Source organism: Helicobacter heilmannii, from assembly GCF_001283065.1.
GTDB classification, from domain to species: Bacteria; Campylobacterota; Campylobacteria; order Campylobacterales; family Helicobacteraceae; genus Helicobacter; species Helicobacter heilmannii.
In genome coordinates this window covers 152,567-174,329 of record NZ_CDMK01000002.1, presented here as the reverse complement: position 1 = coordinate 174,329, position 21,763 = coordinate 152,567, and the positions used below count along the sequence as shown (strand labels likewise).

At 46.9% G+C, this 21,763-nt stretch carries 20 protein-coding genes, 8 tRNA genes and 1 pseudogene; 8 read left to right on the top strand and 21 right to left on the bottom strand.

Features of this window, described 5'->3' with window-relative positions:
* Positions 1-81 precede the first annotated feature (81 nt).
* The 9 genes from AOG36_RS04990 to AOG36_RS04950 form a co-directional block, all read right to left on the bottom strand.
* Positions 82-1,578 (bottom strand): Na+/H+ antiporter NhaC family protein, encoded by a 1,497-nt coding sequence (locus tag AOG36_RS04990; RefSeq protein ID WP_053825630.1) that lies wholly within the window; start codon positions 1,576-1,578, stop codon positions 82-84.
* A gap of 20 nt (positions 1,579-1,598) precedes the next feature.
* Positions 1,599-1,686 (bottom strand) — tRNA-Ser (locus tag AOG36_RS04985).
* Positions 1,687-1,717: 31 nt separating this feature from the next.
* Positions 1,718-1,791: transfer RNA gene (locus AOG36_RS04980), tRNA-Cys, on the bottom strand.
* A gap of 2 nt (positions 1,792-1,793) precedes the next feature.
* Positions 1,794-1,880 (bottom strand) — tRNA-Leu (locus AOG36_RS04975).
* Between the two features lie 269 nt (positions 1,881-2,149).
* Positions 2,150-2,224: transfer RNA gene (locus AOG36_RS04970), tRNA-Gly, on the bottom strand.
* Between the two features lie 238 nt (positions 2,225-2,462).
* On the bottom strand, positions 2,463-3,302 hold the full coding sequence (locus AOG36_RS04965) for an EcoRI family type II restriction endonuclease (RefSeq protein WP_053825629.1): 840 nt from the start codon (positions 3,300-3,302) through the stop codon (positions 2,463-2,465).
* Positions 3,250-4,248, bottom strand: a complete 999-nt coding sequence (locus AOG36_RS04960; protein WP_015107234.1) for a DNA-methyltransferase — start codon at positions 4,246-4,248, stop codon at positions 3,250-3,252. Before AOG36_RS04960 ends, AOG36_RS04965 begins: the two co-directional genes overlap by 53 nt.
* A gap of 123 nt (positions 4,249-4,371) precedes the next feature.
* Entirely contained in the window at positions 4,372-5,931 is a 1,560-nt protein-coding gene (locus AOG36_RS04955) for a dipeptide ABC transporter ATP-binding protein (RefSeq protein ID WP_015107235.1), read from the bottom strand.
* Complete coding sequence (locus AOG36_RS04950) at positions 5,909-6,916, bottom strand: ABC transporter permease (RefSeq protein WP_015107236.1); 1,008 nt, start codon at positions 6,914-6,916, stop codon at positions 5,909-5,911. The genes AOG36_RS04955 and AOG36_RS04950 overlap by 23 nt, the downstream gene beginning before the upstream one ends.
* Positions 6,917-7,098: 182 nt before the next feature.
* On the opposite strand from AOG36_RS04950, the gene AOG36_RS09365 reads away from it, so the two are divergent.
* The 3 genes and pseudogenes from AOG36_RS09365 (at position 7,099) to AOG36_RS09055 (ending at position 9,182) form a co-directional block, all read left to right on the top strand.
* Positions 7,099-7,368, top strand: coding sequence for a DNA methyltransferase (locus tag AOG36_RS09365; RefSeq protein WP_084815800.1), 270 nt, complete (start codon positions 7,099-7,101; stop codon positions 7,366-7,368).
* Between the two features lies 1 nt (position 7,369).
* On the top strand, positions 7,370-8,266 hold the full coding sequence (locus tag AOG36_RS04945) for a hypothetical protein (RefSeq protein WP_015107237.1): 897 nt from the start codon (positions 7,370-7,372) through the stop codon (positions 8,264-8,266).
* Positions 8,259-9,182 (top strand): annotated as a pseudogene (locus AOG36_RS09055) (Bpu10I family restriction endonuclease). Before AOG36_RS04945 ends, AOG36_RS09055 begins: the two are co-directional and overlap by 8 nt.
* A 59-nt stretch (positions 9,183-9,241) precedes the next feature.
* On the opposite strand, the gene dcd reads toward AOG36_RS09055, so the two are convergent.
* Complete coding sequence (gene dcd, locus AOG36_RS04935; protein ID WP_053825716.1) at positions 9,242-9,799, bottom strand: dCTP deaminase; 558 nt, start codon at positions 9,797-9,799, stop codon at positions 9,242-9,244.
* An 85-nt stretch (positions 9,800-9,884) separates the two neighbouring features.
* On the opposite strand from dcd, the gene rlmN reads away from it, so the two are divergent.
* Complete coding sequence (gene rlmN / locus AOG36_RS04930; protein WP_053825627.1) at positions 9,885-10,964, top strand: dual-specificity RNA methyltransferase RlmN; 1,080 nt, start codon at positions 9,885-9,887, stop codon at positions 10,962-10,964.
* Here rlmN and AOG36_RS04925 read toward each other — a convergent pair.
* The 11 genes from AOG36_RS04925 to AOG36_RS04875 all read right to left on the bottom strand — a co-directional run bounded on the left by AOG36_RS04925 (position 10,957) and on the right by AOG36_RS04875 (position 21,281).
* On the bottom strand, positions 10,957-11,739 hold the full coding sequence (locus AOG36_RS04925) for a hypothetical protein (protein WP_129593209.1): 783 nt from the start codon (positions 11,737-11,739) through the stop codon (positions 10,957-10,959). The two genes, rlmN and AOG36_RS04925, sit on opposite strands and share 8 nt — an antisense overlap.
* 56 nt (positions 11,740-11,795) lie before the next feature.
* Positions 11,796-12,644, bottom strand: a complete 849-nt coding sequence (locus AOG36_RS04920; protein WP_015107243.1) for a rod shape-determining protein MreC — start codon at positions 12,642-12,644, stop codon at positions 11,796-11,798.
* Between the two features lie 3 nt (positions 12,645-12,647).
* On the bottom strand, positions 12,648-13,685 hold the full coding sequence (locus AOG36_RS04915; RefSeq protein WP_015107244.1) for a rod shape-determining protein: 1,038 nt from the start codon (positions 13,683-13,685) through the stop codon (positions 12,648-12,650).
* A gap of 17 nt (positions 13,686-13,702) precedes the next feature.
* Positions 13,703-15,001, bottom strand: a complete 1,299-nt coding sequence (clpX, locus tag AOG36_RS04910; protein ID WP_015107245.1) for an ATP-dependent protease ATP-binding subunit ClpX — start codon at positions 14,999-15,001, stop codon at positions 13,703-13,705.
* Positions 14,998-15,801 carry an acyl-ACP--UDP-N-acetylglucosamine O-acyltransferase gene (gene lpxA / locus AOG36_RS04905; protein WP_053825626.1) on the bottom strand — a complete coding sequence of 268 codons (804 nt, stop codon included), beginning with the start codon at positions 15,799-15,801 and terminating at the stop codon, positions 14,998-15,000. The genes clpX and lpxA overlap by 4 nt, the downstream gene beginning before the upstream one ends.
* Positions 15,798-16,280 (bottom strand): 3-hydroxyacyl-ACP dehydratase FabZ, encoded by a 483-nt coding sequence (gene fabZ, locus AOG36_RS04900; protein ID WP_015107247.1) that lies wholly within the window; start codon positions 16,278-16,280, stop codon positions 15,798-15,800. The genes lpxA and fabZ overlap by 4 nt, the downstream gene beginning before the upstream one ends.
* A 78-nt stretch (positions 16,281-16,358) precedes the next feature.
* On the bottom strand, positions 16,359-16,901 hold the full coding sequence (locus AOG36_RS04895; RefSeq protein WP_015107248.1) for a YbhB/YbcL family Raf kinase inhibitor-like protein: 543 nt from the start codon (positions 16,899-16,901) through the stop codon (positions 16,359-16,361).
* Positions 16,902-16,935: 34 nt separating this feature from the next.
* A complete protein-coding gene (locus AOG36_RS04890; RefSeq protein ID WP_015107249.1) occupies positions 16,936-17,889 on the bottom strand; it encodes an NAD(P)-binding domain-containing protein in 954 nt (317 codons plus the stop codon).
* Positions 17,882-18,094 carry a cbb3-type cytochrome oxidase assembly protein CcoS gene (gene ccoS, locus AOG36_RS04885; protein WP_015107250.1) on the bottom strand — a complete coding sequence of 71 codons (213 nt, stop codon included), beginning with the start codon at positions 18,092-18,094 and terminating at the stop codon, positions 17,882-17,884. Before ccoS ends, AOG36_RS04890 begins: the two co-directional genes overlap by 8 nt.
* Positions 18,094-20,685: an alanine--tRNA ligase gene (gene alaS / locus AOG36_RS04880; RefSeq protein WP_053825625.1), complete on the bottom strand. Its 2,592-nt coding sequence runs from the start codon at positions 20,683-20,685 to the stop codon at positions 18,094-18,096. Before alaS ends, ccoS begins: the two co-directional genes overlap by 1 nt.
* Before the next feature lie 44 nt (positions 20,686-20,729).
* Positions 20,730-21,281: a YceI family protein gene (locus AOG36_RS04875; RefSeq protein ID WP_015107253.1), complete on the bottom strand. Its 552-nt coding sequence runs from the start codon at positions 21,279-21,281 to the stop codon at positions 20,730-20,732.
* Positions 21,282-21,387: 106 nt separating this feature from the next.
* Between AOG36_RS04875 and AOG36_RS04870 the strand changes: the two genes are divergently transcribed.
* The 4 genes from AOG36_RS04870 to AOG36_RS04855 all read left to right on the top strand — a co-directional run bounded on the left by AOG36_RS04870 (position 21,388) and on the right by AOG36_RS04855 (position 21,718).
* Positions 21,388-21,463, top strand: a tRNA-Thr gene (locus tag AOG36_RS04870).
* A 2-nt stretch (positions 21,464-21,465) separates the two neighbouring features.
* A tRNA-Tyr gene (locus AOG36_RS04865) sits at positions 21,466-21,551 on the top strand.
* Between the two features lie 2 nt (positions 21,552-21,553).
* A tRNA-Gly gene (locus AOG36_RS04860) sits at positions 21,554-21,630 on the top strand.
* A 13-nt stretch (positions 21,631-21,643) separates the two neighbouring features.
* Positions 21,644-21,718: transfer RNA gene (locus AOG36_RS04855), tRNA-Thr, on the top strand.
* Positions 21,719-21,763: the final 45 nt, after the last annotated feature.

The window sequence follows — 21,763 nt, the reverse complement described above, 5'->3', positions numbered from 1 at the left end:
TCGAGTCTAGCCACTAAAGCTTAACGCTCACCTAGCTAGGGTACTTGGCGTGCTAAAAAGGGGTGCGGTTGTTACCAAAAGTTATTTAAACAGGGTTTTTAAGAAGTAAAAAAGCCCCGCAAGCAAGGCGAGCCCAAAGAGAAAGCCCATGGCTTTAGAGAGGGTGAGGCTGGCGACCAAGAAGGCACACATGGCGCAAAAGGCAGTAAGCGTGGCATAGGGCAATTGGGTTAAAAAATGGCTTTGGACAGAACAGCCCGCTCCCGTGGCCGATAAAATCGTGGTGTCTGAAATAGGGCTAGCGTGATCGCCATAGACAGCCCCGGATAAAATCGCTGAGAGCACCAAGACAATGTCGCCCCCGACCACGCTCACCATCCCCGCGCCAATGGGCAGCATGATCGCAAACGCCCCCCAACTCGTGCCGGTGGTAAAGGCGATGAAGCCCGAGATCAAAAAGAGCAACAAGGGGATGAGCAAAAACACCCCTTCAAAATGTTGCAAGAGGCTGGCTAAATACACCCCCGTTTGTAAGTCGTCTCGAATCATTGGGCCAATCGCCCACGCAAGCACCAAAACCCAAATCGCGCCGGCCATGCTCAAAAAGCCCTTTTTAGACAGGCTAAAAAAAGAGTTTTTAGGCAAGTAGGGATGGGCCAAAAACCAACACAGCCCTAAGGAGAGCAAACCCCCTACAAAGAGCGAGAACGCGCTATTCGTGTGTTTTAAAATGTCTAAAATCGCCTTGTTTTGACTGTGCGTGTAGCCCGTGTAAAACATGAAGGCGGTGATGCTCACAATCAAGCTAAGAATGCTTATGATGAGCAGAGACACGGGCGCGCTTTGCCCCTCTTTGGCGGGCATTTGCAGATCCTGCACGCCCACATTTTGGTATTTTTGCATGGCGGGCAGGTTGATCTGCCACACAATGGCTAAGAACACCGCAAAGAGCGCAAACCACGCGTAATAATTGCTGCCAATGCTGGCTAGCAAGAGCGCAAAGCTGTCTTTAAGCAGGGGCGAGCCCTCATTTTGCATCACGCCCACAATGTAGGCCCCCCAACTAGAGATGGGCATGAGCAAACACACGGGCGCGGAGGTGGAGTCGATGATGTAGGCCAATCTCTCGCGGCTGGATTTGTGCATGTCGCTTAAAGAGCGGCTGATTTGCCCCACAATGAGGGCGTTGAAGTAATCGTCTATGAAAATCACCAGCCCGGCAAAGAGCGCCACGCCCTCGGCCTGTTTTGCGCTTTTGACATAGTTTTTCGCCCAATGCACGAAGGAGTTGATCGCCCCTGAGCTGGCAATCACTTGGCTTAGCACGCCCAAAGTGATTAAAAAGCCAAAGACACATAAACTACTAAGGTTTGGGCTAAATCCGCTGGGGGTGCTTGTGTAAAAGACCGCACTGATTTTAGAATAAATGTAGCTAAGCAGCGAGCTTAAACGCCCATCGGTGATCAAAAGCGCGCCCAGAACAATGCCGCTAAAGAGAGATAGGGCGACTCTTTTGGTGAAAATGACCATGAAAATGACCAAAAAGGGGACGGCTAGACTATACACAGAATGGCCCATGAAATCCTATCGGTGAAGAGTGGCCGGGAGAGAGGGATTCGAACCCCCGGAGGTTTTACCCTCAACGGTTTTCAAGACCGCCGCTTTCAACCACTCAGCCATCTCCCGTTAGTGTAAAGAAGTGAAACAAAAATAAACTTGGAGGCGACGCCCGGATTTGAACCGGGGATCAAGGTTTTGCAGACCCATGCCTTACCACTTGGCTACGTCGCCACTGGTGCCCAAAGCCGGACTTGAACCGGCACGGTATTGCTACCGAGGGATTTTAAGTCCCTTGTGTCTACCTATTCCACCACCTGGGCCAAACCCTAGGCGTGCCTAGGGGGAAATTCTGTTAAGGCTGACCAAACCCAGTCACCCTAACGATCATTGTGTAGCGGGAGAAAATCCCTAAAATCTCACTGTTCTACGCCCTATGGTTCCATCTCTATAAAACTTCCCGCTTTGGCGGTTTTGGCCACAGAGCAACGACTAAAAGTACAACTAAACACCAAAACACCCACTCACAAACTAGCATCGGCAAGTTGTAGCGAGCTGGGCATGATCTCTCTCTCTAGCTTTATTTAAATCATGGAGCGGGAAACGGGGATCGAACCCGCGGCCCCGACCTTGGCAAGGTCGTGCTCTACCACTGAGCTATTCCCGCAAAAAGTGCAATTCTAGCACGAAATTTTTAATAAGTCAAGTAAGCCCATAAACCCCCTAAAATGGGTTTTTGCAAGCGTGTTTAAAACTTTATTGTAGGCTGCTAGTTTTGCGTCCTATAAGCTTTTAACTTTTTCAATGTGTCTTTTCTCTAGGGCTTTAATAAAATGTTCTATCAAGTCTTAAGTGATCTATAAAGAGTTTCTTAGGCATTAGGCATTGATATAGAACTTTTGGAGTCATTGGTTTTTATAGGTTAATTGCTTAAATAAATCCTTTCCAAGCATTTGCAAAGATGTTTTTGCAATGTCAAGCATAATAGCCACCATCTCATTGTCCCTCCAATGTTCCCCATCACCTTGCGTGTAAATAGACACAGCTTGCAACATAATGGTTTGATTATTGCAGAATATAAACCTATTTTTACAAAGGTTGGTGTTGATTTTCATTCCATAATTTGCTGCCGTGAGTCGATCCAGCCTATTCAATGCCCCATTATCGTAGTGCAACTCATATGTCTCTCCATTCGGTCTTTGGACCTCTATGTTATGTGTTAGAAAATTTGACCCTTCTAAAAATAAAATATAGGGAAAATGAGATTCGAATAACATGAAGTTGGCAAGCTCTTTGATATTTTTGTGTGCTCTCTCAATGGCATTGCCCGCAACCATTAAATCTTGATTGCTGTGTTTCCCTACCTTAACCCCTGCCTTAATATTTTCAATGTCTTTTCCTTGAAACTTTGCTTCCGAGACAACGACAACACGCCATATCCCGTAATCATCCCTCACTTCTATAAGCCCACCATCGGGTATGATTTTTGCACTCTGCACAAATAAAGTTTGTCCTAGTTCTCGATTGATTTTTTGCAAAGATTCATTGATTTCTTTCTTTGATAATTCTTTTCTATAGCGAAAAGTGAACATAGGGTATTCTGCTTCAAGTTTTCGCATGGCCTGCTTTGCATTGTCTGCGACTTTTTTATCGTGGTTTTGTGCCCCCTCATCAAAAATACCAAGTACCCCCTCAGATGCCTTTTGTTGTGCCGTTAATCTGTCGGATTGCCGTTTGCCCTCCATGGCGTGTTGATTCCTCCTTGATTTTCCTAAAAAAATGTGCAACATTTTCCATGTGTGTATGGTCCGTACTTTGCCCTAATTCTTGCATAATAGCAAGATGTTTATTAAGATACACAATGGAAGAAGGATCGCTATCGCACAGCAAACAATGGCGGTTTTGAGCAATACAGACGCGCCCTGTTGTCCCACTTCCTGCAAAAAAGTCAAGTACAATCGAACCCGGATAAGAGAGAGATTTAATAAACCGCTCGATGATGGCGATGGGCTTTTGTGTTGGATGCCCCACTCGTTCTTTACTATTGCCATTCAACCGCTTAATTTCCCAAACATTCGTTGGGTTTTTTCCTTTTAAAACATTGCTTGGGTTGAGGCGTTTGTCTTTTAGGGCAAGCTGTAATTGCTCTTTGGTATAGGGGATTCTCACCGCATCTAAATCAAAATAGTAGTTGTTTGTCTTTGCAAACCATATCACTTCCTCATGTCTGTTTGCAAAGTAACGGTGCGCTGACATGCCATTTTTGTAATGCCAAATGATTGTATTGATTAATTGAAATTGTGTGTGTTGCCTAACATATTGGATAATATCAATCAAGTCGCCAGATTTAACCCCCCGAAATTGTGTCCCGCCAAAAATCACCATGTTTCCCGTATCGGACAACACTCTGTATGCCTCATTTAACCACCTAGATGCCCATTGCATGTAGTTTGCATAAATGTCCCAACCCGCAAGTTCAAGGTTATAGGGGGGATCGATACAAATCAGCTGTACCGAGTTATTGGGTATCTCCTTTAAAAATGCGCAACAATCTACTATTTTAAGACAAATTATAGGTGTTTCTACTCCGTAAAAACCATTCAGTGTTTGGTTTGTTTGTATTCCATCTCTACGCTTTTTGTTGAGCACCATAAGGGCGTGGTTTTTGTGTGATTTGTTGTGGATTGCCATAGACACCTTTTCTTAATTATACTTTTAATAATCTAGCTGGATTACTGATTTTTTGTTGCCAATAACATAGCCATACTCTCTTTAAAGATATTTAAGGGGGTTGCAACCCTCTTTAAACCCTCTTTAAACCCTAGTTTCTAAAAGCTCTTGTGTGTAGGGGTGCTTGGGGGCACTAAAGACCTCAGCTGTCGCCCCACTCTCCACCACCGCGCCCTTATGCACGACCAAGACGCGATCGCACATGCACTCAATGACATCTAAATCGTGGCTGATAAACACGAAACTTAATTGCAATCTCTCTTGCAACTCTAAGAGCAAGGCAAGCACGACCTTTTGTAGGCTCTTGTCTAACGCCGAAGTGGGCTCGTCCATCACCACCACCTGCGGGCGGGTGAGGATCGCCCTTGCAATGGCGACCCTTTGGCGCTGCCCTCCGCTCAGCTCAAAGGGGTAATAATGCAAATGCTTTGCCTCCAGCCCCACCGCCTCTAAACTCTCTTGTGCTTTTTGCAAATCCGCTTTAAGCCCTGCGCCCACAAACGCCTCTAATAAAATCTCTTGCACACTCCAGCGGGGATTGAGCGAAGCAAAGGGGTTTTGGAAGACCATTTGCAAGGATTTGCGATAAGGCTTGAAACTTTGGCGGCTTAAGCCCCCCACACTCTGCCCCAAGAGCACCTGCACGCCTTGACTTTGGGCTAATTTCAACAAGCCCATCGCCAAAGAGCTTTTACCGCTCCCACTCTGCCCGATAATGCCTAGAGTCTCTTGTTGGCGTAAAGTAAAATTTACGCCCTTAATCGCCTCAAAAATGTCTTTCTTAAAGAATTTGGACTTGGTGTAAAACACGCTAAAATCTTGCACGCTCAAAGTGGGCTGATCTAGGGCAGGTGCGCGCTTTTTTTCTAGCTTTCTTGCTCCTAAAAGCATTTGCGTGTAAGGGTGTTTGGGGGCGTTAAAGAGCTCTTTTGTGGTGTTGTGCTCGCAAATTTGCCCCTTTTGCAAGACATAGATGGCATCGGCAAGCAGGCCCACCGCCCCCAAATCGTGGCTGATGAACAACAACGCCATTTGGTGTTGCACGCTTAAAGTTTTTAACAATTCTAAAATCTGTAATTGCACCTGTGCGTCTAGGGCGGTGGTGGGCTCATCGCAAATCAACAGCTTGGGGCGGTTGATTAAGGCCATCGCTAAGGCCGCGCGTTGATTCTGCCCGCCACTGAGCTCATAAGGATACCTTTGGCACAAATCCATAGATAAGCCCACTTGTGCCATCACCGCCTCTAACCTCTCGTGCGCCTCTTGTTTACTGGGCTTGGCGTGCAGATATAAAGCCTCTAAAATCTGCTTTTGGATTTTATGCAAGGGGTTTAGGGCACTTAAAGGCTCCTGGGCGATGTAGCCGATGTGTTGCCCCCTAGTAGCGCGCAAAGCCTTTTGGCTCAAGTGTAATAAATCCTGCCCCTTAAAGAGAATGCGCCCGCTGATGGGCTGTATGTGTGCACTTAGACGCAAAATGAGGCTAGCTAGTGAGCTCTTCCCACTCCCGCTTTCGCCCACTAATGCCACCCTTTGCCCCACACCCACGACTAAATCCAAGTCCTTGAGTAAGAAGTTCGCCCCCACGCGGGCATCTAGCTTTTCAAGGCGTAGTAAAGGGTTATTTGGCTGGGTTAAAGGCATCGCGCACCCCCTCTCCAATAAAGACCAAAATAGAGAGCAACAGAGCAATGGCAAAAAAACCCACCAGGGCCAAATGGGGCGCGTAGAGATTATTTTTACCCTGGTTGAGCAATTCGCCCAAAGACGCGCTGCCTACTGGCATGCCAAAGCCTAGAAAATCCAAACTCACCAAAGAGCCAATGCTACCTGCCATAATGAAGGGGATGTAAGTAATCGTGGCTACCATGGCATTGGGCAAGATGTGATAAAAGATCACCCTAATATCGCCCACACCTAGCGCATAAGACGCGCGTACATAGTCCATATTGCGCCCTCTTAAAAACTCGGTGCGCACCACCTGGGCTAAGCCCATCCAACTAAAGGCGAGCACTAAAAGCAAAAGCCACCAAAAACTAGGGGTGAACATACTAGATAGAATAATGAGTAAAAACAGAGTGGGAATCCCGCTCCAAATTTCTATGAGCCGTTGCCCTAGTAAATCCAAGAGTCCGCCATAATAGCCCTGCAGTGCGCCCGCTGCCACACCTAGCACGACACTACACGCGCTCAAAAGCAAGCCAAACAAAATGGAGATGCGGTAACCATAGACCAGTCTGGCCAGCACATCGCGGGCTTGATCATCTGTGCCCAGCCAGTGCTTGAGACTAGGAGAGGTGGGAGCGGGTTGTTTTAAATCCATGATAATGGTGTCATAAGAGTAAGGCACGAGGGGCCAGATCACAAAAGCATTCTTAAGCAGGTGGTTTTTCACGAAAGGGTCGGTGTAGTCCGCGCTGGTGTAAAAATCCCCTCCAAAGGTGGTTTCTGGGTAGTCTTTAAAAATGGGAAAATAGGCTTTGTGGTCCTTATAGATGAATAGGGGCTTGTCATTGACCCAAAGCTCAGCCCCCAGTGAGAGTACAAACAACACGACAAACACCACTAGCGCATAAAACGCCCGCTTGTTTGCCTTAAACGCCTGCCAACGCCGTGCCTGTAAATCCAAAAGCCGTCCTTGCACTTTGTAATGAAAGGGATATTTTACAGAAAAAAGCGCATAAAGGGCTTAGTTAGCCAAAGACTGGGGTTTTATGTATGCAAAGCATGCTCTAAAACAGCACAGCTATACTAACATGAAATTATACTAACTGCTAGTTATCATTTGGTTTGCGGGGTTTGGAGGTGTCTATGTCTTGTTTTGAAAAAATTAGGATTGATAAAACTGAGATTTCTCAGGATATACTAAATATCAATATCAAAACAAGATCTAATCTATTTACTTGGAATGGTCAGTTCTCTCCTCAATTTGTGCAGGTCATTTTAGACAAGTATGCCAAAGATACTTTTTGTGTCCTAGACCCATTTTTGGGCTCCGGCACAGTGTTGTATGAGTGTTTGCGAAAAAATATAAGTGGGTTTGGGGTTGAATTGAACGCCTCGGCTTATTACATGGCTTAAGGTGTATGAGCTGGCAACACTTAATTTATCTGAAAAACAGGTGTTGTTAAAGCAGATTGATGAGATTATTGAGCAGGCGACTCGCTTTGATCACTTTGCTCAAATTTTAATACAGAATATCCATACAAATCCATACCCGCAAATCAAAGATATTTTATCAACATTAGTTGTTTTAATGGATATTTTTAAAAATGGCTTTTTAGTAAAATATTTGCATGAAAAATGGCTCTTTCTTAAAAAAATCATTCTTGAGCTTCCACATTGTACGCGCGCTATTAAAGCAATACATGGCGATGCAAGGCATTTGCCCTTGGAAAATGAAAGCGTGGATATGGTCTTAACCTCACCACCTTATATCAATGTGTTTAATTACCACCAAAATTATAGAGCATCTGTAGAATTGCTGGGTTACAATGTTTTAACTATAGCAAAAAGCGAGTTTGGAGCGAATAGAAAGCATAGGGGTAATCGGTTATTAACAGTGATTCAATATTGTATAGATATGGCATTAACTCTTAAAGAAATTTGCAGAGTTTCTAAGATGGGAGCTAGATTGGTTTTTGTCGTTGGGAGAGAGTCTAATGTTTTGGGTTATTCGTTTTACAATAGCGCACTTATTCACAGGATTGCGCTGGAAGTCCTTGGGCTATCCTTTTTGCTGAGGCAAGAGAGAATGTATAAAAATCGTTATGGAAAAATGATCTATGAGGACATTATCCATTTAACAAAGAATAAAATTTTAGAAGTTTCTGATGACCTGATCACCACACAGGCACGCAAGATTGCAATCAATGCTCTTTACTCCAAATATTACCTAGATAACCCGAATAAAATTTTACTTGAGGAGGCGATCAAATCTGCCAATAAAGTCAATCCATCGGAGATATTCCATGCTTAATGGTGTCCATGGGGAGAAAATTATGGCAGCACAATGCAGCAATAAAATACCCCCTTGCGATGTGGATAGGCTTTCAAGGGCAATTCCTGTATATAAAAACTGGATTGCAAACCTAAACTCTGTATCGGGAAAAAATTTAGATGATTTGGTTAGTAAACTCGTTTGCCTTCTCGATGATTATAAATTTTTCATAGATGTTGATGTGATTTTTGATAGTCATGAAGATTTTCTATACCGCCAAAAAGGGCAACTTAAGCTCGATAACACAGTGATTGAAGAGTTTTTACCCATATTTGTTAAAAGGTGTCTTGAAATGCAATTTGGAAGTTATCCTTTTGAGATCAATACACAAATCCCTATTTTTTCTTCAGTATCTTTTCAATCAAATTTGCGCACACAAGAAGTAGGGGGAGGCATTAGCCTTAAAACCAAAGATCAAGATTTTTCTATCAGCAAAACATGATATCTTAAGGCCTCGCACTCTAAGGACTTTGCGATCAAAGAAACTAAAACACTCGTCACCCATTTGGGTTATGTTGTTGCTGAACTAAAGACCAATCTTGATAAAACCATGTTTTAAGAGGCTTCTGCGAGTGCGCATGACATAAAACGGGCGGTCATGGGAGCTAAGTATTATTTGCTGTGCGATTTTTTGGACATGACACCCATTAACACCGCCACAACAGACATCGATGAGATATTGATCACAAGAAAGGCCAAGCGCATTAGCTCAAATGTCAGAAAAAAGTATAACACCTATGCGGGGCGACAAAACGGGCGCACAGACTATGTAAAATACCTAAAATCTCATCTTTATTCTATAGATGTTTTTAAAAGATTTATTGATCACATCATCTCTCAAATACAAGATGGAGACTTAAACGAAGAGAATGTCCTTAAATCTGGCTATTTTTAATCCAAATACCCTCAAGAGATTCCTCCAAGAAAATATTACACCCACATAGTCTTATAGTTCTAAGGCACTCTAGGCAAGGTGATCCCTTGTTGCCCTTGGTATTTGCCCTGTTTGTCTTTGTAACTGGTAGCGCATACACTATCAGCTTGCAAAAAAATCACTTGGGCAATGCCCTCATTGGCATAGACCTTAGCTGGCAAAGAAGTGGTGTTAGAAATCTCAATGGTGATGTGCCCTTCAAACTCCGGCTCAAAGGGTGTCACATTGACGATGATCCCACAGCGCGCATAAGTACTTTTGCCCAAGCAGATAGCTAGCACATCTTTGGGCATCTTGATGTATTCAATGCTATGGGCCAATGCAAAGGCGTTGGGCGGGATGGTGATAAAATCTGGCGTATTGAGGGTGCTAACAAGGCTGGGATCAAAATGCTTAGGGTCCACAATGCCCTTTTGGCATTCAAAGAGCATAAACTCTGTGCCCACCCGGATGTCATAACCATAACTGCTCAAGCCATAGCTAATCGTGCCCTTGCTGACTTGCTTTTCGCAAAAGGGGGTGATCATGGCGTGCTGCTCGCTCATCTCTTTAATCCAAGTGTCCGCTTTTAAGCCCATAAGAACCTCCAAAAACTCCATTATAACACAGCCTTTTAAGCTTGTTTAAGCTGTGCCTTGTTAAGAATAGAGAAAAAGGTTATGTATGCCCTCTCTTTACAATCTCTCTTTAAATGAATTGCAAGATTACACGGCATCCAAGGGCTTTAAGCCCTTTGTGGCTAAGCAAGTCTTTAGCTGGCTTTACCACCACTACGCCACCTCAACAGCCCAAATGCACAATGTATCCAAGGCGTTTCGGGCGTGCTTAGATAGGGATTTTTGCGTGCAAACTCTAAGCGTTGGGGCTAAAGAGTGCAGCAGCGATAAAAGCGAAAAGTATTTATTTCTCACCCCAGATCAGCATAGCTTTGAGAGCGTGTTTATGGTGATGAAGCCCACACAGATGGATGAAAACGGGCATATTGTGGCGCAAGAGAAACTGACTTTTTGTCTAAGCTCACAAATTGGATGCAAGGTTGGGTGTGTGTTTTGCGCCACGGCTAGGGGAGGTTTTGTTAGAGACTTAAACGCAGGCGAAATCGTAGAGCAAGTGGTGACTTTAAAAAGAGAGCATAACTTAGAACCCACCAAGGGCATTAATTTGGTCTTCATGGGCATGGGCGAGCCCTTGCATAATTTTAAGGAGGTGGTGAAGGCGCTTGGGATTTTAAGCGATCCACATGGGCTAAACATTTCCCCAAGGCGCATCACCATTTCCACAAGCGGGGTTGTGCCCGTGATAGACGCTTTAGGGGCACTGGATTTAGGCGTGCAATTAGCCATTTCTTTACACGCGGTGAATGACACCCTGCGCTCAAAACTCATGCCGATTAACAAAACCTACAACCTAGAAGCCCTAATCCAAGCCATTAAACGCTTCCCTGTGGATACACGAAAAAGGGTCATGTTTGAATACTTGGTGATTAAAGATTATAACGATGGGCTCGAGCACGCCAAGGCGTTGTTAAAGCTTTTAAACGGGCTCAAGGCCAAGGTGAATTTAATCCCCTACAACCCCAATCCAAGTTTAAAGTTTGAGTGCCCAGACTTGGATAAGGTCGAGCAATTTGCGGACTTTTTAAACCAAAAGGGGCTTTTATGCACCCTGCGTATCTCTAAGGGGCTAGACATCAGTGCCGCGTGCGGGCAACTGCGTGAAAAGAAACAGAGTTTGACTATTTAAGCTGTATGAAGTATTGGCAGCGGTAGAACTTTTCGCCAAGTTTGGGGTCTTCTAGCAGGGCGTGGAGCTTGTCGCCATTTAAGGGCTTGGCGTGGGTAAAGTGGCGCAACAAATAGCGGTCTTTGGGGCTAGTGATGTCCGGCTTTAGTCGAGCAAAAAACGCGCTTTGCAAAATTTTTTGATGGTCTATTTGGGTGTTGCAACCCACGATGATGTCGTGCAGGGCGACTTTGGGCTGGTTGATGGGCTCTATTTGGCTGTAGTGCTGGCTTAGCACCACAAAGTAGGCCTTTTGCATGCGCGCGCATTGCTTGGTTTCGCTCGCCTTGATGATCAAATGCGCCCCCAGCTCGTTAAACAAGGCGTTTTTGGCGCAGTAGTTTAACAGCGTGTGGTAGGACTCTTGGGTCTTTTTGGGCTCTTTGGCGTAGGCTTCCTGGGTGTTTTTAAGCTCGTCCATCACCTGCGTGCGCTGAATCTCAATCCCATTTGGCATGGGTGTACCTTGGATGTCTTGGGAGCTGAGCCCGCTTGTTTCGCCAGCTTGGGGCTTTTTAGGCTCTTTCACCTTGCCGCCTAATTGCTTTTCTAGATTGGCTTGCTCTTTTTGGGCCTGCTCCTCAGGCGTGTCTAGCATGACAGGGTCTAGGCGCGTGTAATACACGGGTGGGCCATCGTCATCATCATCGTCAAACAAGCCTTGGTGGGTTTGCTTGAGACTGTCCTCATTATCGCTAGAGAGTCCAGACATGACAGGCATCATCATAAAAGGCATCATGCCCATGCATCCGATAAAGAAGAAAGAAGCAAAGCTTAAGAGCAGGGGGCGCATTAAGGCACCGCCACAACGATCGCCTCAAAGAGCATGTTTTTGGGGTGTTTGATGTTGAGTAGGGCTTTTTTGTAAAGGTAGTGGTCCTCAATGCTGGCAATCGTGCCGACATAGATGTTTGGGCTAAAGATGTGGTCCAGCCCACTGGTAAAGATCGGATCGCCCACCTTTAGAGCGGCGTAAGAAGGCAGGAAATCCACATAGGTTTTAAAGTTTTCGTTCGTCACAAAGCCATAGTAGGTGCTTTGCCCGCTCTTTACCACCACGCTATAGCTCATTTGCTTGTCGCCATGCAAGAGCCCTATAAAGCGTCCATCTTGTTGGATGATGGTGCCAAGCACCCGGTTAAAGGCGACCAGCCCTAAAATTTTATCCTTGGGATAGGGTTTGTGGATGTCTAGCAACACACGATAGGGGTTGTCCATGTTGGCAAAGCCATAAATGCGTGCGGGGGTGAAAGTGGGGGTTGGGAGTAGGTAGGCGGGGTTGGTAACCTCTGCGCTCGGGGGACAGGTTCGTTCTTTGAAGTCTGGTTGCAAAGGGGGTTCTTGGGGGGCTTGCTCGAGCTGTTGCAAGTCGTCCAATTCTAGGACCAAAGCCTCGCTTTTAGCACTGAGGTTAGCGTAGGCGAGCTTTAATCTCTCGTAGGCTTTGAGTTGTTGTCTATCCTCCTCAAGCAAGCGGGCTTGGTCAAAGTGTTTTTGATAGGCAAAAACCAAATTATCCTTGGTGGTGAGAACAAAGACACGGATTTTATCGCTGATAAAACTGCTCGAGCCTTTGATGTTGAGCCAGTAGAGCACTCCAAAAATAGTGATTAAAACTAAAAGGGTGCGCCGGCTAATCAAAAACTAAAGTTCCCCTAGAGAGCTAAGTAGATCTAAGTCCTCGATCGCCTTGCTTGTGCCTCTTGCCACCGCAAGCAAGGGTTCTTCACCCACAAACACGGGCAACTTGACAATATTGCTCAAATATTTATCCAAGCCACGGATGAGCGCGCCCCCGCCGGTGAGCACCACACCATTTTCCACTAAGTCCCTTGCTAAATCAGGCTTGACCTCTTCAAGCACAGATTTTAAGGCATTGCTGATTTCTCTAATTTGCTCTTTAATGGCCTCTCTCACATCCTCGCTATTGAGCTCAATGGTGTTTAAAATCCCGCTCACTTGATCCCGCCCGCTCACCTCCATCGTCAAGGGGGGGTTGAGCTCGATGGCAGAACCGATGGCAATTTTGATCTCCTCGCCCGTGCGCTCGCCAATCTGCAGGTTATAGGTCTTGCGCACATAGTCCACGATGCTCGCGTCCAATTTATTGCCCGCCACACGGATGCTCTTGCTCACTACCAATCCGCCTAGACTAATCACGCCAATTTCAGTCGTGCCCCCCCCGATGTCGACAATCAAGCTGCCTTGTGGGTCTTTGACGGGCAAACCCGCCCCAATGGCCGCTGCCATGGGCTCTTCAATCAAAAAGACTTCCCTAGCCCCCGCACTCATTGCGCTTTCTTTCACTGCTTTGCGCTCCACGCTGGTTAGGCCATAAGGCACGCACACCATGATGCGCGGGCGGATCAAGGACTTGCGTTTATGTGCCTTTTCGATGAAGTAGCGGATCATTTTTTCCGTGATGTTAAAATCTGCAATCACACCGTCTTTCATGGGGCGGATGGCCTGTACGCCCGCGGGGGTCTTACCAATCATTTCCTTGGCTTCGGTACCGACGGCTAGGATTTCCTCCATACGGTCATACTTGTTGAGCTTGACCGCCACGATGGAGGGCTCATTGATAATGATGCCCTGCCCCTTCACAGACACCACAGTGTTAGCAGTGCCTAGGTCAATGGCGACATCGTGGGAGAACACGCCGATTAGTTTATCTAAGATCATGACTCTTTCCTTTAGTTTTAAGAGGGCATTAAAAGGGGTTTGTTTTTTTTAATAAACAAGGGTTTTTCGTGTTGCAACACGCACTCTTTGGTGATGATGACTTGGTAATCTTTCAAGGTGGGCAAGTCAAACATGATGTCTAGGCTAAAGCTCTCAATGATCGCTCTTAGCCCCCTAGCGCCCACCTTGCGCTTGATCGCCAAGTCAGCGATCGTTTCAATCGCCTCGTCTTCAAAAACCAGCTCCACGCCGTCCATTTGAAACAAGGCTTGGTATTGCTTGATGAGAGCGTTTTTAGGCTTTTGCAAAATATCCACCATCGCCTCTTTAGAAATGGGTTTTAAGGTGGAGATCACGGGCAAGCGCCCGATGAGTTCAGGGATCAGCCCGTAGGAGATCAAGTCCTCTGGCTCGACCAAGTGCAAGATGTTTTCTAGTTGTTCCTTGGTCTTTTTCTCATTGCCAAAGCCTAGGACATTGCTGTGGATGCGGCGCTTGATGATGTCGATGATCCCATCAAACGCCCCACCGCAGATGAATAAAATGTTCGTGGTGTCGATCTGCACGAAGTTTTCATTGGGGTGTTTGCGCCCGCCCTTAGGGCTGACATTCACCACCGCGCCCTCGATGATTTTTAAAAGGGCTTGCTGTACACCCTCGCCTGAGACATCTCTTGTGATCGAGCGGTTTTCCGACAAACGGGCGATTTTATCGATCTCATCGATGAACACAATCCCTCTTTGTGCCCGCGCTACATCGCCATCGCTGGCTTGCAACAAGCGGGTTAAAATGTTCTCCACATCCTCGCCCACATACCCCGCCTCTGTTAAACTCGTGGCATCGCTGATCGCAATGGGCACATTTAAAAAGCGCGCCAAGGTCTGTGCCATTAAAGTTTTGCCGCTACCCGTGGGGCCCACCAATAAAATATTAGACTTAGAAATCTCCACCTCTTGGTTTAAGGGGTCTTTGCTCTCTTGGTGGTTTAGGCGTTTATAGTGGTTATAAACCGCCACACTTAAAACCCTCTTGGCCTCCTCTTGCCCCACGACATAGTGGTCTAGAGCTTCTTTTAAAAGCTTGGGGGCGGTTATGGGGGTTTGGGTATGGCCTAAAGGGGCTTCTTCGGGCGTAGAGAGGGGCGCATTGAGTAAGGCCCCAGGCATAGGGATATGCAACTCTTGATGCATCACCTCCACGCAGTATTCGCAAATGTGTATATCTTTACCAGATTTTTTAGACGAAAACACCAAGCGACGGTGGTGGGGCAAAGTGTTCTCGGGTTTGCTGCAAAAACTGCAATAACGGGTATTCACACATCCTCCTGTTCTTTAAAATAACCCGCCTTAATGGCGATGCCCCTTTGGGTTTCTAAAACAAATTCGCAAATTTCTCTAGCGTGGGGATTGTTGGGGTATTCCTCTAAAATCTTTTGGGCGTTGTCGCGGATGGAAGTGCTGTCTAAATCAAAGAGCTTTTTATACAGCCCGCTGATAAAGTCGATTTCGTTGCTTTGCAAGAGCTTGCGCATGCGATGCCTGTTTAGCCCGCGGATGAATGCCCGATTGCCCTCCACATTGCAATAGGGGGGCACATCTTTACCCAAAGCACTCGCCCCAGCTACCATACACCCCTTGGCGATGCGGGTGAATTGGTGGATCGCCGTGAGCCCCCCGATATTAACATAATCCGCGATCTCAATGTGCCCGGCCAAAGTAACGCCATTGGCTAAAATGCAATGGTTACCGATCTTACAATCGTGGGCGACATGCACATACGCCATCAATAGATTGTCATTGCCAATGATCGTTTGATGCCCCCCACCCTTGGTGCCCGGGTTGATCATGCAATGCTCGCGGATCAAATTGCGCTCCCCGACAATCAAATAGGACTCCTCACCCTCGTATTTTAAATCCTGCGGGATTGTACCCAGCACGGCGTAGGGGAAGATGGTGCTGTTTTTCTTAATGGTGGTGTGGCCTAAAAGCGTTACATTGTTGTAGAGTTTCACCCCCGCTTCTAAAACCACATCAGGGCCGATCACGCAAAAATGCCCGATCTGGACACTCGGGTCGATCTTGGCCCCGGCTTCTATGATGGCGGTGGGGGCGATCATTTATCTTCCTTGCGATCCACAATCATGGCTTTTAGCTCAGCCTCTGCCACGACCTTATCGCCCACCTTAGCCACGCCCCCCACCTGCCAAATCATGCCCTTGTGCTTTTGCTCGCTCAAGTGGTAGTGGAGCTGATCGCCCGGGATCACAGGACTTCTAAATTTCACCCGATCGATCGTCATGAAATACACGATCTTGGTCGCCGCCACTTCAGGGTCTGCCCCAAATAGGCTTACAAAGGCGAGCAAACCCCCCGCTTGCGCCATGCCCTCCACGATCAACACCCCGGGGTAAATGGGCTTGCCCGGGAAATGCCCCGTGAAAACCTCTTCATTGTAGGTGATGTTTTTATAGGCATGTACCTCTTTATAAGGCTCTAAACGCAACACCCGATCTACCAATAAAAACGGGTAGCGGTGGGGCAAAATCGCGCTGATCGTGTGTATGTCTAAATCTAAATACAACCCTTCTTGCGACATCTCTAACCTCTAGTTTTATTGAAGTCCCCCCCACACATAAAAAAGTGCTATTCTAACACGGCTAAGTTTAAAGCTGTATTAGCGCATCTTGGGGTATTTAAATTCCACCCTACCCATGCCCAAAATATGCCCGCGCATGGCATCGTGCAATTCACCCAAAAAGAAAGGTTTTTTCAAGTCCAAATGCGCCACATCCAAGGCATAGACTTGGATCAAATAGTGGTGATCGCCATTGGGGGGCATAGGGCCTATGTAGGTGCTGTTTTCTACATTAGATTTTTCCTGTTGACTAGGACTTAAGCCGGAGCGCAAAAACCCCTCGGTCATGGAATTCACCCCCTGGGCGATCTCTTTATCTTCTAGCGAAGCGTTTTCTTGTAGCTTTGTGCCCTTGATATTGCCCACCACCCAATGGATAAAGGTTTTGCCACACACCCTGGCCGCGTCATGGTCTATGATTTCTAGGGCATAGCTCTTAGCTCCGCTAAGAGCTTCCCAAGAGATCTCAGGCGAGAGTTTGGGTAATCCTTGCGTTAAAAACTCTTTGGGCGCATTGCCCCCAAATTTTAAATCCACAAAGCCTTTGGCATCTGTATGGATAAAAACCTTAAAAAATTGCATTTCAACTCCCTGTGTTAAAGTAAAAAATAAACAACTAAGCCAAACGACTTTTAAGCACTTGCGCCACATCAAAGCCCCCATTTAAGCTAATGCCAATGCTCGCCCCCGATTTATAGCAAATGTCGCCCACAATGAAGAGATTTTTAATGTGGCTCTCTTGATTGCCATCCACCATGGGCAGGTTGTTCTCTAACTGCACTTGGCATTTTTTCAAAAAGTCTAGGGGAGTCGCCCCGCCAATGGCGTACAACACCCTATCGTACACTGCGCTGGTGTTGTCGGCAAAATTCACCTGTATGCGCCCCTCTTTGGCCTCTAAGCCCAGAATATCCACGCCTAGTTTCTTGTGTAGATTGTGGTTAAACGCTTCTTCAAGGGCTTTTAAATTCTCTTCATTGACACGGCTGAAAGTGTTCTGGCGGTAGTTTAAAGTCGTGGTGTTTGTGGGGGCTAGGGCGATGGCGTACTCTACGGCGGAGTTGCCCCCACCCACGACCAAGACTTCTTCTTTTTCTTTACAATCGTTGATCGTATAGACCACTTGGCGCATGATCTCTACGGGGATTTGGTAGCTGGGGCGGTTGGGCTGGCCCATTTTGCCAATGGCAATCACCACCACACGCGCTTTAAAGACCTCATTAGTCGAGCTAGCCACTTCAAAGAGATCGCTCTTTTTTGCCACACTCTCAATGTTGGTTTTGTAGCGCACGGGAGTTTTGTGCTCGGATAATGCCTTTTCAAAGACATCCAGTGCCCCCTCTTTGTCGGTGTCGCCAAAGGGGATATGCCCCTTAATGTCCACCACCTGCTTGCGGTAGTCCTTATCCACCCGTTTATGTGCCTTGTAGTATTTGCGCAGCATGCCACAGCACGCCTCGTCCTTTTCGCACAGCAGGATATTAGACACCCCGTTGATTTGGCACTCAATGGCACTCGCGATCCCGCTAGGGCCCGCCCCCACGACCACAACATCATACACTTCACCCATGCGCTTCCTTTCTCTTAGATTTTTGTGCCTCCTCCTCTTGTTTGGCGATGGCTAAATCCTGTGGACTATCGTAAAGTAAGCACTCGAGCATTTTTTTCTCATCGCTAAACTGCTTGCCCTTCAAGCCCCATAAAAAAATTAGCAACCCCACAAGCCCCAACATCAAAGATACAAAGAGCATTAAAAAGAGGGTGTTGGTGTGCATTAGGGTTTTAAGACCTCCAAGGCCTTGAGGTGGAGGGTTTTTTCAAGGCTTTGCAATTCCTGCTCACTAAAATCCCCCTCCTTAGAGAGGACCAAAGAGGCGTGATCGGCACGCCCCCCACCCTTGCTCGCATAGCCTAGACTTTGGCTATGTGCCTTTAGAGCCTCTAAAAGGGGGCGCACATCGTGCCCGCCCACAGATTTTAAGACCACCTCCACGCAATTTTTTTGCAAATTGTGGTATTGAAACAATGCTACCACGGGCTCTTGTCGGCTCTTGTATTTCTCTATGAAGGTCAAAAAATGGCTTAAATGTTCCTTAAGTCCGCTTAGGGTGGCTAAGTTAAAGGCTTGTCCTTCAATGGGAATGATCTTGGGCTCTCTGGGCGGAGTGCTCTTGGGGGTTTGCTCTCTATATTTTAGAGCTTTTAACAAATCTTGGGTTTTTAGCTGGGCGCGGGCTTGCTTCAACACACGCCGCTCATTTGCGATAAAATCGTAATACGCCTTGCCGCACACCGCCTCAATGCGCCGAACCCCCGCACTCACCCCCGCACTTTTAATAATGGCAAAGCCCCCGATATGTGCGCTGTTGCTCACATGCACACCTCCACACGCCTCTAAAGAGCCTGCAATGTCCACAAGGCGCACCTCATCTAGGTATTTATCCTCAAAGAGCATGACAGCCCCGCTCTCTCTTGCCTCGCTTGGGCCCACGCTTTTGATACAGGTTTGGGCACCCTCACTGATTTTAGCATTGACGAAACTTTCGATCTGCTCCAACTCCTCATCGCTCAAGTTGCGGTAAAAGCTAAAATCAAAGCGCAACCGGCTAGGCTCAATGTGGCTGCCCTTTTGTTGGATTTGGGCATTTTTATTCTCTTTCTTAGAGGCTTCGCCCAAAATGGTGCGCAGGGCTAAATGCAGCAAATGCGTGGCGCTGTGGTGTTTGGCAATCTCTGCGCGCTCGCTCACCTGTGCCACTACATCATCGCCCTCTTTGATCTGTGCACCCGGCTCTAATTCAACCAAACTTGCGTTGATCTCGCCCACCTTTTGCGTGTCTAGCACCTTGGCTAAGAGCACATGGCTAGAATCGAGCAACACCCCCCGATCGCCAATAGGCCCGCCTCCTTGGGGGTAAAAGGGGGTGTCTTGCAACACAATGTACGCAGTGTTGCGCTCTTGAGGGTAGAGGGCGAGGACCTTGGTTTGTAAATTCTCGCAGGTGTAGCCGGCAAAGTGGTTGGGCTCTAAATAGCTTAAATCCAGTGCCTTCAAGCCGTCTTTGGCATTGTTTTGCTTAAAGCTATATGCCGAGCGTTGCTTTTGCTCTTGCATGCAGGCTTGGTATTCTTGCATGTCCACTTGTAGGTTGAGCCCGCGTAGCATGTCGGCGGTTAAATCCAAAGGGAAGCCATAAGTGTCGTAGAGTTTAAACGCCACGCTGCCGCTAAAGTTGTTGCCTTTACACTCGGTGAGTGCCTTTTCAAATAAATGCATGCCCTTATCCAAAGTGGCTAAGAACAATTCCTCCTCTGCTTTGCACTCGGCTTTAATGCTCTCTTGGTGTTCTTTTAAAAGTGGATAATCGGACACAAGATCACAAAAATACCCTAAAATCTCATAGAAAAAGGGGCTTTCTAGGCTCTTGCCCTGGGCTTGCTGTAGTAAGTAGCCATGCCTTAGTGCCCGCCTTAAAATACGCCTGAGTACATAGCCACGCCCCGTATTTTCAAAATACACCCCCATGCCAAGCAAAAACGCCACACTGCGGGCGTGATCGGCCAAGACCCTAAAGGACTCCTTATGCTTGGCATATTCTAGCCCAAAGCTCTTTTCAATGCACGCCATGAGGGGTTTAAATAGGGAACTGTCAAAGTTGTTTTGCACCCCCTCTAAGAGGGCTTGCACCCGCTCTAAGCCCATGCCAGTGTCGATACAGGGCTTTTCAAGGGGGGTTAAAACATCCTCTTTAGAGCGATCGTATTGCATAAAAACTAAATTCCAAATTTCTAAAAAGCGATCCCCCTCGCCCCCGAAGTAATCCTCTTTGGAGTGAAAATACTTCTCCCCTTGGTCTATGTAAATTTCACTGCAATACCCGCAGGGCCCCGTGTCTGCCATTTGCCAAAAATTATCCTTATCGCCCATGGTTTTAATGCGGCTGGTGGGGATAAATTTTTGCCACAGCTGGTAGGCTTCTTGGTCTTTCTCGTGCACGCTGATGTAAATGCTCTCTTTTTTAAAGCCCAAGTGTTTATGCACGAACTCAAAGGCGTAGGCAATGGCTTCCTCTTTGAAGTAGTCAAAAAACGAGAAATTGCCCAACATCTCAAACAAGGTGTGGTGGCGGTTGGTGTAGCCGACATTTTCTAAGTCGTTGTGTTTGCCCCCCGCACGCATACACAGCTGGGCACTCGTGGCGCGGTGGGTGAAAGGCTTTGTTTTGCCCAAGAAAATGTCCTTAAACTGCACCATCCCCGCATTGGTGAAAAGCAAGGAAGAATCTTGGGGTACGAGGCTTGAGCTTGGCACTTGCAAATGCCCCAAGCCCTTAAAATACTCTAAAAATGCCTTCTTAAGTTCCATGATCTACTCCCTAAAAAGGGCAATTTTAGCCTAAAAAACTTAAATTAGTGGTGCAACTCCAAATGGATGGCAACTTGGATATTCTCACCCACAAGTTTAGGGGGGGTGTTTTGCCCGATTTTAAAGACTTTGCGCGAAACCACGCCCTGCAACTCCAGCCCATAGACATCCGCCCCGCTCTTGGGGTGTTTAATGGGTCCTGTGAGTTTACCCTCTAGAGTGATTTCTTTCTCTGTGTCTTTAAGTTTTAACATGGCTTTGATTTGCAAGCCCCCATCGCTTTTTTGGCTGATTTTTGTGGCTTTTAAATAGCCCTTGGGGTATTCGTGTGCATCAAAGAAGTTAGCCGAGAGTAAATCTTTGTCTCTTTTGGCGTTTTTGGTGTCGATGCTCTTGATCTCGATCTCGCCATCTAGGGCTTTTAACTGCCCCTTTTCAATGTCCGCAACCCCCTTAAATTGGGAGAAGTCCCCACTCACCTTAGACACCAGTAAATGCGTAGCCGTAAAACCCACGCTGGAGTGGGCGGTGTCAATGTTAAAGGGGGTGGCCGAGAGCAAGCCGGCTAGGATGAGGCTAAGTGAAAAAAAGCGCATAGTGTTCCTTTGTGTTAAAAATGGGGCTTACTATAACATTATTTGGCCTTAAGCGAGAGGGCTTGACAAGGGGGAGTTAAATTAGCTATAATATTAGCTTATTTTCGCTGGCTTAGCTCAATTGGTAGAGCAGCTGCCTTGTAAGCAGCAGGTTGGGGGTTCGATTCCCTTAGCCAGCTCCAGAGGTGAGATACTCAAGTGGCCAACGAGGGCAGACTGTAAATCTGCTGACTTTCGTCTTCCGTGGTTCGAATCCACGTCTCACCACCAGTGCGGGAATAGCTCAGTTGGCTAGAGCATCAGCCTTCCAAGCTGAGGGTCGCGGGTTCGAGCCCCGTTTCCCGCTCCAGTGTAGGGAGAATGCCCATATAGCTCAGGGGTAGAGCACTTCCTTGGTAAGGAAGAGGTCGGCGGTTCAATCCCGCTTATGGGCTCCAGTTTTCCCCTTCACACATGCTTTAAATTCTATAGAGGAGTTAAGA

What these genes read in the sequence shown, in the direction of transcription:
- AOG36_RS04960 (WP_015107234.1), bottom strand. Translation starts at nt 4,248, where the DNA reads ATGGCAATCCACAACAAATCACACAAAAACCACGCCCTTATGGTGCTC.
- dcd (WP_053825716.1), bottom strand. Translation starts at nt 9,799, where the DNA reads ATGGGCTTAAAAGCGGACACTTGGATTAAAGAGATGAGCGAGCAGCAC.
- rlmN (WP_053825627.1), top strand. Translation starts at nt 9,885, where the DNA reads ATGCCCTCTCTTTACAATCTCTCTTTAAATGAATTGCAAGATTACACG.
- AOG36_RS04890 (WP_015107249.1), bottom strand. Translation starts at nt 17,889, where the DNA reads ATGGGTGAAGTGTATGATGTTGTGGTCGTGGGGGCGGGCCCTAGCGGG.
- AOG36_RS04915 (WP_015107244.1), bottom strand. Translation starts at nt 13,685, where the DNA reads ATGATCTTAGATAAACTAATCGGCGTGTTCTCCCACGATGTCGCCATT.
- AOG36_RS09365 (WP_084815800.1), top strand. Translation starts at nt 7,099, where the DNA reads ATGTCTTGTTTTGAAAAAATTAGGATTGATAAAACTGAGATTTCTCAG.
- AOG36_RS04955 (WP_015107235.1), bottom strand. Translation starts at nt 5,931, where the DNA reads ATGCCTTTAACCCAGCCAAATAACCCTTTACTACGCCTTGAAAAGCTA.
- ccoS (WP_015107250.1), bottom strand. Translation starts at nt 18,094, where the DNA reads ATGCACACCAACACCCTCTTTTTAATGCTCTTTGTATCTTTGATGTTG.
- AOG36_RS04925 (WP_129593209.1), bottom strand. Translation starts at nt 11,739, where the DNA reads ATGCCTTTTATGATGATGCCTGTCATGTCTGGACTCTCTAGCGATAAT.
- AOG36_RS04965 (WP_053825629.1), bottom strand. Translation starts at nt 3,302, where the DNA reads ATGGAGGGCAAACGGCAATCCGACAGATTAACGGCACAACAAAAGGCA.
- AOG36_RS04895 (WP_015107248.1), bottom strand. Translation starts at nt 16,901, where the DNA reads ATGCAATTTTTTAAGGTTTTTATCCATACAGATGCCAAAGGCTTTGTG.
- fabZ (WP_015107247.1), bottom strand. Translation starts at nt 16,280, where the DNA reads ATGTCGCAAGAAGGGTTGTATTTAGATTTAGACATACACACGATCAGC.
- lpxA (WP_053825626.1), bottom strand. Translation starts at nt 15,801, where the DNA reads ATGATCGCCCCCACCGCCATCATAGAAGCCGGGGCCAAGATCGACCCG.
- AOG36_RS04875 (WP_015107253.1), bottom strand. Translation starts at nt 21,281, where the DNA reads ATGCGCTTTTTTTCACTTAGCCTCATCCTAGCCGGCTTGCTCTCGGCC.
- AOG36_RS04990 (WP_053825630.1), bottom strand. Translation starts at nt 1,578, where the DNA reads ATGGGCCATTCTGTGTATAGTCTAGCCGTCCCCTTTTTGGTCATTTTC.
- alaS (WP_053825625.1), bottom strand. Translation starts at nt 20,685, where the DNA reads ATGGAACTTAAGAAGGCATTTTTAGAGTATTTTAAGGGCTTGGGGCAT.